Origin of the sequence: Paenibacillus sp. FSL H8-0548 (assembly GCF_038630985.1) — a bacterium.
GTDB lineage: Bacteria > Bacillota > Bacilli > Paenibacillales > Paenibacillaceae > Pristimantibacillus.
On the sequence record NZ_CP152049.1, the window covers coordinates 6,237,494 to 6,255,544 of the forward strand.

General features: G+C 49.6%; 13 protein-coding genes. 2 read left to right on the forward strand and 11 right to left on the reverse strand.

The features are described 5' to 3' along the window. Positions 1-75: 75 nt before the first annotated feature. From MHI37_RS26525 to MHI37_RS26570, 10 genes are all read right to left on the reverse strand, one after another. Positions 76-2,307, reverse strand: a complete 2,232-nt coding sequence (locus tag MHI37_RS26525; protein ID WP_076339166.1) for a DUF6259 domain-containing protein — start codon at positions 2,305-2,307, stop codon at positions 76-78. Between the two features lie 16 nt (positions 2,308-2,323). After that, on the reverse strand, positions 2,324-3,148 hold the full coding sequence (locus MHI37_RS26530; RefSeq protein ID WP_076339167.1) for a carbohydrate ABC transporter permease: 825 nt from the start codon (positions 3,146-3,148) through the stop codon (positions 2,324-2,326). Positions 3,149-3,177: 29 nt separating this feature from the next. Next, entirely contained in the window at positions 3,178-4,062 is an 885-nt protein-coding gene (locus tag MHI37_RS26535; protein WP_083676500.1) for a sugar ABC transporter permease, read from the reverse strand. 83 nt (positions 4,063-4,145) lie between these two features. After that, positions 4,146-5,549 (reverse strand): extracellular solute-binding protein, encoded by a 1,404-nt coding sequence (locus tag MHI37_RS26540; protein ID WP_076339169.1) that lies wholly within the window; start codon positions 5,547-5,549, stop codon positions 4,146-4,148. Positions 5,550-5,641: 92 nt separating this feature from the next. After that, positions 5,642-6,775: a DUF4185 domain-containing protein gene (locus MHI37_RS26545; RefSeq protein ID WP_256710675.1), complete on the reverse strand. Its 1,134-nt coding sequence runs from the start codon at positions 6,773-6,775 to the stop codon at positions 5,642-5,644. Positions 6,776-6,802: 27 nt separating this feature from the next. Continuing rightward, a complete protein-coding gene (locus MHI37_RS26550; protein ID WP_076339171.1) occupies positions 6,803-7,912 on the reverse strand; it encodes a glycoside hydrolase family 172 protein in 1,110 nt (369 codons plus the stop codon). Positions 7,913-7,982: 70 nt separating this feature from the next. Then, positions 7,983-9,650: a ribulokinase gene (locus MHI37_RS26555; RefSeq protein ID WP_076339172.1), complete on the reverse strand. Its 1,668-nt coding sequence runs from the start codon at positions 9,648-9,650 to the stop codon at positions 7,983-7,985. A 19-nt stretch (positions 9,651-9,669) separates the two neighbouring features. Then, positions 9,670-11,463, reverse strand: a complete 1,794-nt coding sequence (locus MHI37_RS26560; RefSeq protein ID WP_076339173.1) for an L-fucose isomerase — start codon at positions 11,461-11,463, stop codon at positions 9,670-9,672. Positions 11,464-11,508: 45 nt separating this feature from the next. After that, positions 11,509-12,516: a LacI family DNA-binding transcriptional regulator gene (locus MHI37_RS26565; RefSeq protein ID WP_076339174.1), complete on the reverse strand. Its 1,008-nt coding sequence runs from the start codon at positions 12,514-12,516 to the stop codon at positions 11,509-11,511. 49 nt (positions 12,517-12,565) lie between these two features. Continuing rightward, complete coding sequence (locus MHI37_RS26570) at positions 12,566-13,648, reverse strand: glycoside hydrolase family 172 protein (protein WP_076339175.1); 1,083 nt, start codon at positions 13,646-13,648, stop codon at positions 12,566-12,568. Between the two features lie 222 nt (positions 13,649-13,870). On the opposite strand from MHI37_RS26570, the gene MHI37_RS26575 reads away from it, so the two are divergent. After that, positions 13,871-14,776, forward strand: a complete 906-nt coding sequence (locus MHI37_RS26575) for a helix-turn-helix domain-containing protein (RefSeq protein ID WP_076339176.1) — start codon at positions 13,871-13,873, stop codon at positions 14,774-14,776. 94 nt (positions 14,777-14,870) lie between these two features. Here MHI37_RS26575 and MHI37_RS26580 read toward each other — a convergent pair whose 3' ends face one another. Further along, a complete protein-coding gene (locus MHI37_RS26580; protein WP_256710673.1) occupies positions 14,871-16,757 on the reverse strand; it encodes a beta-L-arabinofuranosidase domain-containing protein in 1,887 nt (628 codons plus the stop codon). Positions 16,758-17,053: 296 nt separating this feature from the next. On the opposite strand from MHI37_RS26580, the gene MHI37_RS26585 reads away from it, so the two are divergent. Continuing rightward, positions 17,054-17,911, forward strand: coding sequence for a helix-turn-helix transcriptional regulator (locus MHI37_RS26585; RefSeq protein WP_256710674.1), 858 nt, complete (start codon positions 17,054-17,056; stop codon positions 17,909-17,911). Positions 17,912-18,051 lie beyond the last annotated feature (140 nt).

Here is an 18,051-nt window from a genome sequence, read left to right on the forward strand (position 1 = left end):
CGTGCAAGGCAAGGCGCCAAATCGATCTTATTCTGTACATCATGCTGTTTCGAAGCGCCTCGTTAACGCTCCATATTAACGCAGTTCCAGCAGGACAACGCTTCTAGGCGGTATTACCAGTTCAAAAAATCCATCTTGCCCCGGCGAGATCGCGACCTCTTCTCCTCCCGATTCTGCCGTATGCAGCACATATTCGGAAGAAGGTCTTGCATCATAGCGTTCCAGCTCGGAGGCAGCAGCCCTCACAAGGCGGTTATCATTGCTGACATTGGCGAAAAACAAGCCCGTGCTCTCCTCTTTGAAGCGCCAAGCGGAATGAACTACAGCGTCAACCTCCAGTACACCGGAATCGTTGTACTCTTTCGTTTCCTTACCGTGATTGTAATGGAACCATTCTGCGCTTATCCTTCCGCGCTCGAAGGCAAGCGGAGGGAGCATTTTGCCATAGGCCAAATATTTGTTGCCTGCGCCTGTCCGCAGATCGGCGAACTGCGCCAGGTAGTCGGCTCGCTCGGCAGAGAATGCATAACCTCTCGGCTCGAACGGATAATAATGCTCCTCTGGGGCATTCTCCTTCCCTTTCAGTGCTTCCATCGGACTGTATTCGTAATTCAGCTCGTACAAGCCGCCCCATAAATAAGTGCGGGCAACCGTGAAATAATAAAGCGAACCGATTTCCTCCGTCAGCTTGCCCCAACCATCAAGTCTTACCGCCCCATACTCGTGATAGACGTACGCGAACATCGGAATAAGCTCAGCTTGACCGGCTTTGATCAAATCGCGCAGCGGATAACCTTCGAGAGGCGCTGCCGGCTGGCCTCCGGCGCGTGCTTGATAATAGTCGAGCACATCCAGAAACATCTCATTCATCATCTCTGTGCCCATCGGCACATAACGCCCCGCTGCCTTGATCATTGCGGCCTTCGTCCGGATGTAATTTTGCCGATAGGCCTCCTGAACCGCCTTGCCTGCTCCTACCGGATGTCCATGTGAGTCATCCAGGCATATTTTCATAATGTTATTGGCCGAGATATCATAATAGATGGAATCTACATCAACATTCCGCTGAAGCGTCTCATCCCGCTCTACATGAAATTGCTGCGTATACTCCGCTGCGGGACAAATAAACGGGAACCGATAGGCATCTATCGATTTCAGCCTGTCTTTCTCCGGAAACTTCTGCGCAGCCGCCTTCGCGCGCACCCCATCGTCTCCCTCGAAGTTGAACAGATAGTCGAACTCAAACGGCGCGTACTTGTCGCCGTAGCGCTTCATAGCCTCCAAGTTCTGAGGGTTGAAGCTCGTGGGAAACCAATCCTCAAGCCCGCCCGGCACACCTTTGTAAAAGGTTTGAGGCGCATTCGTCCAATCAGGTCCGAGAATGTGAAACATCGGAGTTCTAATATGCTCGTGATATTGGTCCAGCCATTCGGTTCGATCGAAGCCTGCGTTAATGCCGAATGTAGCGGCACCCATCTGCTCATACAGCCAGTCACAGCGTTCCTCCTCCTTGCGTTCGACCAGCTTGCCTTTTGCACACCAACTCTGCTGCTCTGCCCAAGCTTTGTAGTGATCGGCAGCCTCATACCAATCACGGCCTTCGAGCAGTTTGACGACGATCGGATACTCCGTGCGAATGCCCTTGCCTGCCCCCATATCCTCGCAGCCGTGAATGAAGGAAGCTTCGAGCAAGCCAGCGCTGTTCTTATAGAAATTCAGCCATTTGGCGCAGCCCTCCCCATCCAGCGCAGCAAAATAGAGGCCGCCCTCATCCTGGCCATAATAGGTGAAAAATTGCATTGAAGCACCAGAGAAGCTTTCCGGATAAGGCATAAACCGCAGACCTGCTCCGCCCTGTTCAAAGTGCTTCAACGGGTTTTGGATCTTGAAGCCTGTGGCAAAGCTATGTGCGGCGAAATCGCTCTCGCCTCCTGCCGTAATAGCACCTAGATTGCCAAGCACCGGGTATTCGAGGCTGATCACAGCTTCATCCGTATCATTCACAGCCTCACAGCGGAATTCGAGCTCATCGGCATCGTGTCTGAGGCTGATGAATGCCTTGATCTGCAATCCATTCCGTACCAGCCACGTCAAGTGTACCTCCTGCCTATCGGCTGCTTGATGCACTTCGAAATCAAATCGTTCGAATGCGGACGACACACCGCTTGCCGTCTCAAGCCTGAAAGGTTCGCAGGCTTCTCCGGCAACGATGTATGCCTTGCTTTTGAGCTTATCCTTCAAACTGCAGATAGATCCGTCCGATTCGCTAATGTCCATACGAATTCGGCTATTCGCCAGCTGAATCATGAGAAAACGCCTCCCGTTACTTTAATCCGGAAATTTTTATTCCCTTGATGATGTACTTTTGGAAAATAAGGAACAAGATGATGGTCGGTATAGCTGCGAGCGTAGAGCCTGCCATCAAGAGACCCATCTCCGTTGACCGCTCGGAGCGGAACGTATTCAAAAATTGCATAATTTGAAACATGTCGACATTCGTAATCGTCATAGTCGGCCATACAAAAGAATTCCAATAGCCCAGATAAGAGCCAATGCCGACGATAACGAATACCGGATAGGACATCGGAAAAAAAATACTCGTAAATATTTTCCAACGATTAGCGCCGTCTATAAACGCAGCCTCCTCCAATGCGAGCGGGATATTCAAATAAAATTGCCGGATAAAGAACATATGGCCTGCTGAGGCAACGCCAGGAAGTATAAGAACTGCCATCGTGTCCAGCATGTGCATCTTCGTGACAACGATAAAGGAGGTAAGTAAAATAGCCATACCGGGAACGAACATGGTTAAGATGACAAATACCCATAACGTTCGTTTAAAGCGGAATTCCAGCCTGGCAAACACATACGCTGCCATGGAATTAATAATTAGGCTTAATACAGCAAAGATTACCGCCCCTGTGAATGTTACTAGCATCGATTTGAGAAACATTGGGTCTTCCAGAATTGAGCTGTAATTGGAAAACATCCAATCCTTTGGGAAAAATCGAAATGGTGTCGACAAAACCTCTGTTTTCGCCTTAAAACCGGAGATTACCATCCAGGCAAGCGGAAACAATGCGACAACCGCCACAAGCAATCCGGTTGCGTACATCATCGTTTTTATGATCTGATCCTTTAATTTCATTGCTGACACTCCTCCATTCGCCTGCTTCTCTAACCGTCAACCGCTTTTTCTGAATTGAGCACTTTAAAAATAATGGCAGATATGCTGCCAAGTACAACGAACAACAGGAGAGCAGAGGCAATGGAATGGCCAACCAGCAAGTCGTTGCGGAAATGGTTGAAGATGTATAAATTCGGTGTCGTCGTTTCATTAAGCGGCCCTCCGCCGGTCATAACGAGCGGCAGCTCGAACTGCTGAATGGCTCCCGTAAACCCAACGATCAATAAATACAGAACGACATTTTTCATTAATGGAATCGTAATGTAGACCATTTTGGTCCAGGAGCCAGCACCTTCGAGATCCGCAGCCTCATAATAGCTCTCGGGGATATCGAGCAGGCCCGCAAGCATGATCAGCGATGTAATGCCGAAGCCGAGCCATACCGCGGGAATCGCAATGCTTCCGAGCGCTGTCTTGGCATCGGCAAGCCAAGCTTGATTCTCAACGCCGAACATATTGACGATGACGTTGGCAAGACCTGCGTTATAGTCGTAAATAAACACAAAAATAATAGACGCAATAATACCGGAAATAATGGTCGGGATATAGATCGAGGTTTTGATGAAGCCGGATAGCTTCGTCCCCATCCCTCTAATGACATGCGCAAAAAAGAATGCAAGAATCATTTGGGCCGGGACAACAAACAAAGCAAATTTCAAGCCCGTTTCGATGGACATCATAAACAAAGGATCGGAAAGCACATTAGAGAAATTGCTCCAACCTACAAATTCGGAATCCTGATAGAAGCTCCAGTCGTAAAAGCTGACGTAGAGCGCATAAATAAACGGGATGACGACAAATATAGTCAGCAGCACTACGATAGGAATCAGCATCGTAAATGCGGTCACATTGTCGAGCCGTGTTTTCTTCTTCATTCGCATTCACCACCGTCGCATAAAAGTGTGGAGACCAGCTGTCCGGAAGCTCCCGCTTCCGGACGACTCTCCCCGGCCGTACATTATTTCGGATTCGTACCTGCTAAGCTTTGTTTCGCGATAAAGTCGTTAATCGTTTTCTCTGCTTTGGCAAGCGCTTTATCGACATCCTCGCCTTTCATCGCAGACTCGATAGCAGTCGCAAACGCGATGCTGATATCCCAAGGGTAGTTCGGCTCAGCTTGTGCGAAAGGAATGACCTTCTCGGCAATCAGCCTGCGCCATTCATCGCTTGAGGCTGCCGGATCCTGAGCCATCGCCTCGTCCACCGATTTGCGCGGCGAGAATTTGGAGAATTGGCTCGTTTTGAAGAAGTCGATCATAATGCCCGGGTCACCTGCGAGCAAATACTCAATGTACTTGGCAGCAGCTTCTGGCTGCTTCGATTTACCGTCAACAACAAGCGTCCAGCCGCCTAACGTCGCTGTCGGTTTTGTTGGATCACCATCAATGGACGGCATTGGCGCTACTCCGATTTTGTCCAGCATGTCTTTAAAGTCGTTGCGGAACAAGCCGATCGACCAGGAGCCGCTGATCGTCATCGCCAGCTTCCCTTCGCCGAACGGAGTTGCATCGGCGTAACCCGCAAGCTGCTGCTTCGGGATGATTCCGTCTTGGTAGAGCGTTTTATAGTAGTTAAGCAGCTCTTTGTAGCCATCATTCATCACATCCGCTTTGGACCAATCGTCCGTAACAGGCAAATGTCCAGCAGCATTGTATTGCAAGCCCCAGCTCGACCAGCCCAAATCCGGAGCCGTTTGCGCGGTGGATAGGCCGAAAACTCCTTTTTGTGTCAGTTTTTTGCCGTATTCGATCAGCTCTGTCCAAGTAACTGGCGGTTTCTCTGGATCAAGACCGGCCGCTTCGAACAAGTCTTTGCGATAGTACAATACAGCGGAGGGCTCTACCAGCTTCGGATATGCATAAAATTGATCCCCAACGGTAACGAATTCCTTGATATTTTCATAGAGGTCATCGAATACAGCCGGATCCATCAAGTCGTTTAATGGCTTGATTTGACCAATTTTTGCAGCAGGAGCGATTCCCGAGTAGCTCATCGTCATCAAATCAGGTGCTTTGCCCGCAGCCTGCGCTGCTTTCAACTTTTGTGCCCAGGCATCCCCTGGAACGATTTGCAGCTTTACCTGAATATTGTCATGCGTTTTGTTGAATTCGTCCGTCCACTTTTTGAACCAAGCGTCCGTTGTATCCTCGAACTTCTGTGCCCAGAATTCGATCGTTACTTTCTCAGCCGGTTTCTCCCCCGTGTTGTCGTTGCCTGCCTGTGAATTTGTGCCGCCTTCATTGTCTGTTTTGCCCGTGTTCCCAGCATTCGTGTTTCCATTCCCGCAGCCCGATAAGACGAGTGTGAGCAAAATAACAACCGCTAGAATTGACGTTACGATCTTCCCCCGATAAACCTGCATGTGTGAATCCTCCCTTTTTTTAAAAAAACTATTTATTTAAACGCCAGAGCGTTCAAACCGGAATCCATGGTTCTTCAAATATTGAAGCGCTTTCATTTATGAAGCGTCGCTTTATACCAGAAAACGTTGTACGGCTCCCATAGCGATAAAGTGAAATAAATGGTGCTCCCGCCATCTTCCATATATTGAGGATTCATATAAGGACCATAAAGGCCTGGATACTCCGTTGATGAAACCAGCAAGGTCGTTTCGCTCCATGGGCCCCATGGCGTCACGCCTTCGCGCAAGACGACGCCCTCACCTTCCTCCAAATAAGTCATGATCCAGCTGTCGAGGTAAGGATTCCATATGACGGAAAGCTCTCCGGCCCTGTCATCTACTACGAGTTGGGCTTCAGCGATGGCTTTGCTCCATACGGGCTCTCCTGTTTTATCTATTCCCGCAAAATAATCGTAGCTGTTTATATCTTCGATAGCGGCCTCGTTCACTTTCATCAGCTTAACGCCTCCGAAGCGACCGGAAGGAATACACCAAAAGTAAATATCAGAGTGATCCTTGCCGTTTGGCATCTTAAAGGGACTGACCTGAATGAAGCTGCTGTCTCCCGGCCATTTCACCTCGTCCAGCAGCGTCCAATCTTTCCCATCATTCGTTGATTTTGCAATACTGCTGTAATTGGCATCCCATTGACCTGGATCTCCCCAATGGTTGACCGACATGTAGTACAAATACATAACGTCATTTGCGTACAGGCCGTGAGTAGGGATTTTCGTCATTTCGTCAAAATCGTTTTTTTTAGAGGGCAGCAGCTCTTTCGCCAGTCCAATCTCATCGGTTATCATCCCGTCGAACGTAATGCCGTCCGACGGGTCGATATCGGTAGAATAAGCTAAAGTATTGGACCGCCAGAAGCTGCCTCCGGCGCCTGTCGAGCCATCCGACCGATCGCCGAAGGTGTCGCCGAATACGAAATAGGTTCTGTCGCCCGCTTGAAACATGGAACCAAGATCGGTTCCCGATACCGCATAGCGGTCGGTTCCGTTCATCGATTCTTTTCCCGTTAATTGTGCGACCTGCTGAAGCCCTGTCACGCTCTTCAACCGAAAGGCTTTGTTACTCCCGTCCAGCATCCGATCCGCAATCTGAGCATCGCCGTTACGGCAGGAAACCAGCAGCAAGCAGACGATCATTAAACTTGCCGTCATCGCTTTACGCAGCTTCATCATCTCCTTCAAAAGGCGTTTCCAGTGCGCTTATGGATTGGCGTGCTTGAATATTTCTTTCAGGCTTTGATCATTAAAGGGTTTCGTATCCGTTATCGGAAGGCGGCCTTCTATGTTCGGCATCGGCTTGAAAGCTTGATGCGGCTCTGTTTGATACCAGTAAGCTGTCGACGAAATATCGTCGCTTCGATGATTGTTGTGGCCATGCTCGATGGTCACTTTAATGCTTTGGTCAAACATGATCGGATCAAGAATATGATAGCGGTAGGTGGAGATTTTGCCGCTCCAATTCGGTCCTCCGCCAAGGATAAGGCCGTGATACGGCGTGCATACTTCCTGCTGCGGGCACCATGCCGTATTAAAGTAGTCTTCCATCCCCGTTCCGTGCAGCGTTGGCGGCCAAGGCTCCCCGTCGATGAAGATCATGTCATCTCCTTCTCCGTACCAGTTCCACTCTCTCGTTTCTCTCAGATTGTGGACATTGAAGTTTACGCCAACATAATGTCCCTTGCCCTTGGCTTCAAGAATGACGTAATTGCCGTCTCCCGTCGTATTTTTACCGCCGAATTCAAAGAAAGCATTATCTACGCTCGTATCGTCAATGCCATCCGTCGGACATTCCCGGAGCCACTGAGCATGGAAACGCAGCTCGTTTTCCGGCAGCTTGTCATACGCCTCATAATCGATATAAAAGTAAAATTTGATAGGATGATCCGCTTCGCTCTCAATTTCGATTCTGGCATCGATTGCATATGGCATACGGAAAAAGCTGTTAAGCGCTTTGCCGTCTTCTGGACTCATCATAAGACAAGCCGACTCATAGTTTTTCGTAATTCCATGCCCAAGTCCGAAGAAATCTCCGATCGGCGCTTCTACGCTAGGCTCGGTTTCTCCGTCCCAATACATGCGAAGCACGATCTTTCTTGGCAGAAGCGCCTCTTCCTGAGGACCGTCTGTCGCCATCGTCATCCAGATGTGGGTAATTGCCCCCGCACCCTTGACCATACAAATGTCCGTTTTATCGCCTGGATTAATTGTATAGTAGTCTTTGTTTCCTCCCGTACGATCGTAACTGGACTCCCTTTTTCGTTTTCCTGGTCTCACTTGGCTAAGCGATTGGATCGATTGTTGAATTTCCATGATTGTTCCACCTTTTCTGTGATGTAATGTGGGATCGATTGCACACTGTAGATCCTAAAGCCTTGATCGTTTAAATCGAGCTGTGTTTCATTGCCTTGAGCGTTCTCATAACGTCGTTGCCGCCCCGTCCGAAATAATCATGCAGGCTCAGATAGCCTTGATAAAGCGCCTCATATATTGCCTCATGCTCCGGAATAGGTTTGAACGTTTCCTCTCTTACACGCGCCATCTTCTCCGCCGCTTCAACGATAGTCGCATAGCCATAAGCCTCAGCTCCCGCCGCTACCGCTGCGAACATGGCCGCTCCAAGCGCCGCCGTTTGCGTCGAATCAGCGATTTTAATTTCCCGGCCCGTAACATCCGCATAAATTTGCATAAGCAGTCGATTGCGCTGCGGCAGACCTCCGCAGGCGTACAGCTCTTGAACCTCGACGCCGTTCAGATGGAACGCTTCAATGATTCGTCTCGTTCCGAATGCGGTCGATTCGAGCAGTGCCCTATAAATTTCTTCCGGCTTCGTCTGCAGTGTCAGTCCGACAATCAGGCCAGATAATTCCGCGTCCACAAGCACCGAACGATTGCCGTTCCACCAGTCCAGCGCAAGCAAACCGATTTCTCCCGGCTGATACGCAGCCGCCCTGCGTTCCAACCATTGATGAACGCCAGTATCTTCTTCCCGTGCGGTTTCCCGTACATATTCCGGCACTACCTCATCTACATACCACCCGAAAATGTCGCCTGCTGCGGATTGACCAGCTTCGTAGCCGTAATAGCCCGGTACGATGCCGTCTTCTACGACGCCGCAAATGCCTTCAACATTTACTTCCATGTCGCTGAGCAATAGGTGACAGATGGACGTGCCCATCGCCATGACTAGTTTTCCCGGCGTCACAACGCCTACCGCCGGTACAGCTGCATGGGCGTCGACATTGCCTACCGCAACCGCGATGCCGGCGCGCAAGCCCATGATTTCCGCCATTTCGGCATTTAACTCGCCCGCTTTCGTTCCCAGCGCAGCGATTCGCCCGCGAAGCTTCGTCTTGGTGAGCGTCTCCAGCCGCGGATCCAGCGCTGCAAAAAACTCATTCGACGGATAGCCTTGTTCCTTATGCCATACCGCTTTGTATCCTGCCGTACAGCTGTTCCTTACGAGGCTGCCCGTCATTTGCATGACGACCCAATCCGCCGCTTCCATAAACAAATCCGTCTGCTCATACACCTTGGGTGCTTCATTCAATATTTGCCATATTTTAGCGAGCATCCATTCCGAGGACAATTTCCCTCCATAGCGAGGCAGGAAGCTTTCCCCGCGCTCTATTGCAATCCGGTTCAAAAGACTCGCTTCTTGCTGGGCTGCATGATGCTTCCAAAGCTTCACCCAGCTATGCGGATTGCTGCTCCACTCTGGCTTCAGACATAGCGGCCGGCCTTTCTCATCAAGCGGCATCATCGTACAAGCCGTGAAGTCGATACCGATACCGATGACATCCGCAGGATGAACGCCCGCCTCGCGCAGCACCTCCGGTACAGAGCGTCTCAACACCTCTATATAGTCATCGGGATGCTGCAGCGCCCAGTCAGGCTCGAGCGACGTTCCGCCTGGCAGTTTTTCATCCATTACGCCATGCGGATACGGTGTAACATGCGATGCGATTTCCGTCCCATCCGAAACGTCAACCAGCAATGCCCTTCCCGATTCAGTGCCATAATCGACGCCGATTACATATTTGGCATACATTTGTCATGACTCCTTTCCGTTATCGATATAGCGGGCCGAAGTTTTGGCATGCTCGGTAATCGGCCCCGACCGGTTCCATCTCGCCAAATGCCGACCAAGCGCTTGGTCGAAATATTTTCTCTTCCGGAACGTTATGCATGGAAACGGGAATACGCAGCATGGATGCCAGCGTAATCAGATCACTGCCGATGTGTCCGTAGCTCACAGCGCCGTGGTTGGAGCCCCATTTGTTCATCACCGTGTATACATCCTTGAATAGGCCCTCTCCTGTCAGATTCGGCGCAAACCACGTGGTTGGCCAGGTCTGGTTGCTCCGCTCATCCAGCTTGCTGTGCACATCATCCGGCAGCTCAACCGTGTAACCCTCTGCGATTTGAAGCACGGGACCAAGTCCTGCGATCAGATTAATGCGAGCCATTGTCACGGGCATGCCAGCACGGGTCGTGAAATCGGTGGAGTAACCTCCGCCGCGAAAGAAGTCTACCGCTGGGCACCATTCCGTAGCTTCCAGGCAGCTTTTTACTTCATCCTCGGTTATTTCCCAGAATGGTTTCATCACCGGCTCACCATTGCGTGTCTGACGGCCGGTACCGTCCAGGGCAGCAGGTCCGGAATTGATCAGATGGATAATCCCATTCGCCGCACGGCCTGTCAGCTCATGACCGGTAACGCGTCTCACCGATTCCGGACTCCAATATGTACGAACATCGGCGAAAATTTGAGCCGCATTCGTAAGTAAATGGCCAAACAGCATCGTAATGCCATTAAGCGTATCATTCTCCGTCGCCAGCATAAACGGCTCACGAATGCCATTCCAATCAAAGGAGGTTGAGAGCATAGCTTCCATGAAATCACCGGTAGGGAAGTAATCCGTCCAGGCACGCTGACCTTGAAAGCCTGCTGCGATCGCATTGTGGCCGAGCGCCTCTTCACCGTATCCGAGTTCATTCAGCTTCGGATTGCCGATCATCAAATCGCGCCCGATCAGGGCCATTTTGACAACGGTTTCCCAGTCCTTCTCCTTCTGCTCGCCCGTCCGTATCAGATGCTCCGGCTTCACTTCGATGCCTTCCTTGCAATTTTCCTTCGTCCATGCCAGTGCCAGCTCAAATTCCTCGTGGTCGTAAATACCAAGCTCTATCCGCCTTACAAACTCCGTCATATCGACGTACTCGTTGCGGATGCCCAAGTATTTCTGGAAAAACGACTCGTCAACGATACAGCCTGCGATGCCCATCGAGACGGAACCCATCGACAAATATGATTTGCCTCGCATCGTCGCCACGGCGAGGCCGGCCCGAGCAAACTGCAGCAGCTTCTCCTGAACGTCTGGCGTAATGGTAGTATCGCCAATATCCTGCACGTCACGGCCATAGATGCTGAAAGCGGGAAGTCCTTTCTGGTTATGCGCGGAAAGCGCCGCCGCCAAATAAACGGCGCCTGGTCTCTCCGTTCCATTAAAGCCCCAGATCGCTTTCGGCCTAGTCGGATCGGTATCCATCGTTTCTGTCGGGTAGCACCAGGATGGGGTAACGGAAATCGTAAGTCCAACGCCAGCGGTAGCGAATTTCTGATCTGCACGTGCTGCTTCGGCTACGCCGCCGATCGTGGTGTCTGCAATGACGCATTCAACGGGCATCCCGCAGCTATGTCTAACATTTTCAGTAAGGAAGGCTGCTGCAGCTTTCGCCATATCCATCGTTACGTCTTCCAGCGATTCGCGTATGCCTCCTCTTCGTCCGTCAATAATGGGACGGATGCCGATTTTTGGCAATTGGCCCTGCAGTCGATTAATGATTTGCGCGTTTGACATCTAAGTCACCTCTTCTATGTGGTCGTTTGCGTTGTATGTTTTTCGTTATTGAATACATTTGATTTGATGGCTGAATCGCTCCAAATGAGGGTATACTCTGTCATCTTGTTTGTTTATCCGGCTGAGAAGAAGCTCCCCCGTTCTCCTTCCCATGACGTAGGGTTGTTGATCTATATAATAAAGCTTGGGCCTCTTTAGAAGCTGACCCGCTTCAACTTCGCCGAAGGAGGCGATGGCCACATCGCTTGGAATATTAAGGCCGCTTCGCACAAGCTCAAGTAAAACGCCGAAAGTCATCCGATTGTTAAGCGAGATGATCGCTGTCGGCTTGTGCTCGGCTTGCCAGAACCGCCGAACAGCACGAATTCCTCCTTGTATGGTGAAATCACCATTGTATATGTGAAGCGGCTCCTCGATTCCCCATTCCCGCATGGCTCGCAGTACACCCTCAAGTCGCTCGCGTCCCGTGCTTACCGACGACGGTCCGTTTACGACACCTAGAGCCGTGTGCCCGTCCTCCAGCAGACGCTTGGTCAGCATAAAGGCACCTTCCGCATTGTTCTCCGCAACCAGATCCAGACTCTCCAAATCCTCTCCGCCTTCCAAACTGCGGTCAATCAGCACGACCGGCAGCCCGGAGCGAGACATACTTGCGATTTTGGCTCCATTACCGCCTGCAGTCGCAATGACGACGGCGTCTACCCGCTTCTCGTTCAACAGCTGAAGAAGTCTTCCCTCTTTGTCGTTATTCTCATCAGAGCTGCAGAACATCAGCTGAAAGCCGCATTGACCGACGGTATCCTCGATACCCTTCGATATTTCCATAAAGTACGGGTTCGTAATATCTGGAACGATAATGCCAATCATGTACGTTTTGTCCTGCTTCAAGCTTCTTGCAATAGCGCTCGGCTCATAGTGCAGCTTGGCGATCGCCTCGTTCACGCGGAGCCTCGCTTCATCGCTTACTTTTAGACTGCAGTTCAGAACACGGGATACGGTTGCCGTGGAAACTTCCGCTTCGGCAGCTACTTGTTTGATCGTTGCTTTCAACAAAGCTCTCTCACCTCAGAGCCTTATCGAATTGACAGATTAAGCGCATTAATTAAATCACTTCCCGATCATCGTTACTAGGCAAGGAGGGATGCGGGGTATGCGGCTCCAATTGATACCAGAACGCCGTCGAAGCGATATCGCTTTGCTGCGGCAAATATCTTCTTCCGGAACGCCAGCCGAGATCCTGGATCGTTACCTTTAAGTCAGATTGGAACCGAATCGGATCTAGAATATGCCATCGATACATTCCGAACCGTTGCTGGCTGCGGTATAAGCCGTCCGGGTTAATAAGCTGATGCATCCCCAGATATGCGGTGGAATAGGTCGAATACTTTCCGAGCGGCTGTTCCCAGTTCCACGCTCCGCCGAAATAATCTTCCGTACCCGTTCCGCAAATCGTCGGGAACTGCTTGTCACCGTCCATGTAAAACTTGATTTCACCTTCCCCCCACCAGCCTGTATTATTTACCTGCCAAGCGAGATAGGTGCCGATATATTGTCCTTTTCCGGACACGCCGTCCAGTATCGTATGCACCTCTCCGTAAGGTACCGGGTTGGATCTTCTCCACTGCGCATGAAAATATGCCATGTCCTCCGGTACCTCGGTCAATGTATAGTCGACCTGGTAATAGAGCACGACCTTGTCTGGCTCCTTGTTCTCGATCGTAATGGTGGCATGCTTCCGAAATGGCATCAGCCAATAGCTGTTCATTCCCCCAGCAGGATTCACGGCGATCGGCTGCGAATTCACATCGCATCGTTCTTGCCAGCCGTTGCAGAAGAAGTCTCCAAGCGGAACTTCAACAGAAGGCTGCTCCTCTTCGTCCCAATACATGCGAAGGATCATATTTCTCCAATGCGTTGGAAAACAAGTCAGCCATATATGCTGGATCGCGCCAGGACCCTCTATATCCGCCATCGTGAAGATCTCTCCCGGTGCAATCTCTACCGAAGGAGACACTTTCCAGCCGATACCCAGATCGCGTGCGCAATCTGCGCCGGTTCCTTCCGTTGCCATCCCCCCCTTGCCTTTCTCACCTTTAAAATTTTCAGGGCTTATGGAACGAGTTTGAGCGTCTGACACTCTAGCCAAATTACTGATCCCCATCTCAAGTCCGTTAAATCGGTTCATGTTTATGCGCTCCTTTTCATACGAAATTAGCAGTCCAAATGAAGATAGACGTAAGGTGATTGATGAGAGAATAGTGCTATAATATAATAGATGATGCTATCCATTATCAAGACTTCCCAACCGTGTTACCGATTACATTGCTTATGTTATCACAACTTATCAGGAACTTCTTTATTTCAACTTGTCATTATTTATCCAATCTTGCTAATTTGGAGTGATCGTATGGAAGCGTTCTCTAATCGAAAGACTAAATTAATGACCAAGCTCTCGCCTAATGTCCGCAAAGCCTGGAATCATCGCGAATCAGGCATGCGCTTGAAATCCAGAATCATATTCGATTATGAGCTGCTTTACCTAGAGAAGGGCCAGATAACCTTAAGGATCGATGAAACGATCCATAACATCCAGCCAGGCGATATCGTTCTTTTTAAACCGGGCAAGGAGCATGAGTTTATTGAATCCATCGGAGAATGCTGGATGCCGCATATTCATTTTGATGCACTTTACGAGGATAACTATGAGGAAGTTGCCATCAGCTACAAAAGCTTATCCGAATGCAGCGAACAGGAAAAAAGATGGATTCGGGAGGATGTTCTGGGATCTGTGCTGCAAATACCAGATGTCATTCGCGTTGAAAATCACGGGGAAATATTAAGAACACTGCAGCAGCTTATACATGCCTATGAACGGCGCGACCTTGAATTTTTTATTTTGCAAAAATCATTGGCCTTAAAGCTCATTTATCTCCTGATTAAAGGATTGGAAGCGAGCGAACTAACAGGACGGAAAGTCCATCATAAATCCCTTGATGCGGCAGCCACTTTAATTATGGAGCGTTTTGACCAAACGATACTGCTCGAGGAGCTGTCCCGGGCGGCAACATTGAGCGTTTTTCATTTCTCGCGACTATTCAAACAGAAATACGGGCTTACGCCACATCAATTCCAAATGCGCTATCGCATCGAAAAAGCGAAGCATCTTATGATTTATACTCCTTTGTCGATTACGACGATCGCAGAGAAGGTCGGTTATGGCAGCGTCTTCGCATTCAGCAAAGCTTTTAAGCAAATCGAAGCCATATCACCACGGAAATTCATCCAAACCTTCACGGGTATCAATGACATCTAAACAAAACACGCCAAAAACAAAAAAAGTTTCAGTTACGCTGCATATCCAGCCTAACCGAAACTTTTTAAAATCTACACGATTACGAACCCCCTGCTTACTTTTTCCCTTTAAATAACGAACGTTGACCGATTAATGGAAATTCGCCGATCCGTAATTTCGCGCCCCCATATGGCACGAGCTCAAGCTCGACTATCGGCTGCCCGTCTATGTTCGGATGCAAAGGCGGTGTTCCTGCATTATTACCTTCCATCTTCCATTCCTTTATAAGCTGGCCCTGCGCTTTAAGCTTAACCGGTGAGTGAGCGGCATGAAACGGCTGATAAGGAATTTCGTATTCCTTGACTTCGAATGGCGTTTGTGCGAGCAAGCCGTATTTCCAGCTGGAGGAAGGATATAGCTCCCAGTCATGGAACATTTCCCGCTGCTGCACCATTTGCCAGTTCTCTTGGATAGGAAGCACATAAACGAGCGGGCCTCGCTCGACGCTGGTCGCGTACAGATTGCGAGATACGGTTTCCGTTACCATCGGCAAATGAAGCTCAAGCCGATCACCGCTGTTCCAAGCCCGATCAATTTTTGTATATCCCAATTCTACGATCATGTCTAGCTTTTCTCCATTCAGCGTAACAGCAGGGTTGCTGCACCAGGCTGGAATCCGCAACGAGATAGCAAAATGTTCACTCCGATCCAGCTTCAAATCGATGAACACACGATCACGGAACGGATACTCGCCGCTTACCTCTACAATGACGAGAGCACCTTTCCCCGCTTGTGTTGTCACCTTACAAGGAGCGTATGATACAGCGGCCAAACCACCGTCTAAATCTTTCATCCACAAATGTGACGCCAGCTTCGGCCAGCCTTGGTGCATGTTTGACGTGCAGCAACCAAAATTCGGCTCCAATCCAAACAAGTTCGCATCCGGACCATTGCTCCATGCACGCGGTGCAACGTTACATACGATCTGATTGACTTGCTGATCATACTGATGGGAAGTCCAATCCGCAGAAATTGCTGCCGGTAGCGCATTAAAGGCTACTTTCTCCAAAATATCACCGAAACGTCCTTCCCCGAAAACACGCGTGAGCTGTTCCATTGAGAACATATACTCGACAACCGCACATAATTCTACACCTTGGCTTGGACTTGTGCCTGATAGCCATTCATCGCCTGAGAACATGCCGTGCGCTTGACCATGATAAGTCATCAGAGAGTCGATGCCGCGATGCACAATCTCCCTCTCATCCGGGCTTCCGTTCAATTCGTAGAGCACGCCTGGTGTCTTTACTCCCATCGCCACGTTCACGACATGAGTCGTCCAGTCCCACTGATCTACCTTGCGCCAAAACGGGAAATCATGTAAAATATCGCTCCAGTCCGTCGTTTGTTTCGCAACCATATCCGCCAGCTCCAGAAGGGAGGTTTGTTCGGTTCGTTTGTAAAGCCAGACGATGCAGAGCAGCATCTCGGCGCCTCGTGTCTTTGCCCAGCCACTGAGCGGCTGAGCCTCAATCGTGGAGTGCACATATCCAAAAAACTTTGTAAGAAAAGGAACCACCCGTTCATCTTGGGTAGCCTCTTCATGCTGCATCATCACCTTCAGCATAATCATATAGTGCCACCAGTCATGTTCTTTATTTACGTCATGGTTCACCGTTTCGATGCGCTCAGGACCGAACGAACCGTTCTCCTTCTGGCTGTAAAGCGACCATTCCACCCAACGGTTCGCTTTCGCAATAAGGTTTTCATCCTCCAGCAGATAAGCAAGCGGAAGCAGTCCGTCCAAATAATAGGGACCACGTTCCCAGCTCTCTCCGCTTCCGCCGATCCACCCGTTCTCCGGGCCTACATCTGCCCAGTGCTCCTCCAAATGACCAGTAAAGCCTTCAGCTTGAATGCGTAATTGATTCTTCAGCCAACCAGTCGGCTTTATTGCACCTAATGGCAAGTTTTCAAAAGCGGTTCGTCTCAGTTTCATCATGTACACTCCCTGTATAGTATTTCTTGAAGACGGTTTTAACTGAATTACCAGTTCCAAGGAGACTGTGCCTTATGGAATGGCTCTAAACTAGGAGCCTGACATCATACCGCTGGACTCCCGATTTTTCGTGTCCGGCGATAACTTCCACTAAAATATAACATCTTATATACTCTCAGCAGTATAGCTAGAAACAACCTGATTTTATCCGATCACAACCTCTTGATCCCAACAGGGAAGTTTGGTAATTTGAGAGTAGAGACTTAACTTGCACGTGAAGCAAGCATAAGGAGGACATTATGGGAATGCTGCATTTCATCTCCCCGCCTATGCCGCACTATACGGTTAGCGGTGAGGATACCTATTCGGTAGGCAGGAAGCACCCCGACCGAAGCAATATTGGAGTATTCGATCTCATTGTCGTTACAAAAGGGGAGCTAATTATCGAGGAGGCCAACACCGTCTATCAAATAACCGCCAATAAGTATATTATCCTCCGCCCTGATTTGGCTCATCATACGGTTGCCCCCTGCCAAGAGGAGACCCACTTTTATTGGCTTCACTTTCAAACAGAAGGCCGGTGGAGCGAGTCTGCAGAAGTCAATTCTTTTACCCAATCGCAACATGACCATCCGTATGCTCCTATCCAAACCTTCTCCTTCTATTTCCCGAAATTTGGAGAGTTTTTCTCCGTAGAGCAGTTATGGCCTTTATTGGAGCAATTAATTGAATTGCATCAAGACGATACGCCTAGAGCGAAGTGGCAACAGCAAATGACTTTTCAGGAGCTCTTACTGCTGCTTCATGAAGAGGGAGGAATTACACAGAAAAGCCAACAATTCATCATTGCAGAGAAAGCTGCGCTTTACTTGCGGAAATATTATAAAGAAACTCTGAGCTATGAACGGCTGTCGAAAGCTCTTCATTTCCATGAAAACTATATTTCGCTATGTATGAAGAAGACGCTCGGGTGTACGCCGCTTGAATACCTTACACGGCACCGGATTGAACAAGCAAAGCAACTGCTAATCCGAACCAATGATCCGATCGGCCATATTGCCGAGGCAACTGGCTTCGGTTCTTTTCCCTATTTTGTCAGATGCTTTTTCCGTAATACCGGGCAGAAGCCCAAATCCTTTCGCAACCAATACCGTTAACTATTCTAATCTGAAAAGAAATCCAACTGCCTGTGCTCTTCCATGCGCCAGCCGCCAATGCTTCAGCCGGATCAACAGTCGCTATGCTAGACAACAGAAATGAGAGGATCGTGAAGATAGTGATGATACGAGGATTCTTA

Excerpts from the sequence above, each read along its gene's own strand:
- MHI37_RS26525 (WP_076339166.1), bottom strand. The coding sequence starts at position 2,307 with ATGATTCAGCTGGCGAATAGCCGAATTCGTATGGACATTAGCGAATCG.
- MHI37_RS26530 (WP_076339167.1), bottom strand. The coding sequence starts at position 3,148 with ATGAAATTAAAGGATCAGATCATAAAAACGATGATGTACGCAACCGGA.
- MHI37_RS26535 (WP_083676500.1), bottom strand. The coding sequence starts at position 4,062 with ATGAAGAAGAAAACACGGCTCGACAATGTGACCGCATTTACGATGCTG.
- MHI37_RS26540 (WP_076339169.1), bottom strand. The coding sequence starts at position 5,549 with ATGCAGGTTTATCGGGGGAAGATCGTAACGTCAATTCTAGCGGTTGTT.
- MHI37_RS26545 (WP_256710675.1), bottom strand. The coding sequence starts at position 6,775 with ATGATGAAGCTGCGTAAAGCGATGACGGCAAGTTTAATGATCGTCTGC.
- MHI37_RS26550 (WP_076339171.1), bottom strand. The coding sequence starts at position 7,912 with ATGGAAATTCAACAATCGATCCAATCGCTTAGCCAAGTGAGACCAGGA.
- MHI37_RS26555 (WP_076339172.1), bottom strand. The coding sequence starts at position 9,650 with ATGTATGCCAAATATGTAATCGGCGTCGATTATGGCACTGAATCGGGA.
- MHI37_RS26560 (WP_076339173.1), bottom strand. The coding sequence starts at position 11,463 with ATGTCAAACGCGCAAATCATTAATCGACTGCAGGGCCAATTGCCAAAA.
- MHI37_RS26570 (WP_076339175.1), bottom strand. The coding sequence starts at position 13,648 with ATGAACCGATTTAACGGACTTGAGATGGGGATCAGTAATTTGGCTAGA.
- MHI37_RS26575 (WP_076339176.1), top strand. The coding sequence starts at position 13,871 with ATGGAAGCGTTCTCTAATCGAAAGACTAAATTAATGACCAAGCTCTCG.
- MHI37_RS26580 (WP_256710673.1), bottom strand. The coding sequence starts at position 16,757 with ATGATGAAACTGAGACGAACCGCTTTTGAAAACTTGCCATTAGGTGCA.
- MHI37_RS26585 (WP_256710674.1), top strand. The coding sequence starts at position 17,054 with ATGGGAATGCTGCATTTCATCTCCCCGCCTATGCCGCACTATACGGTT.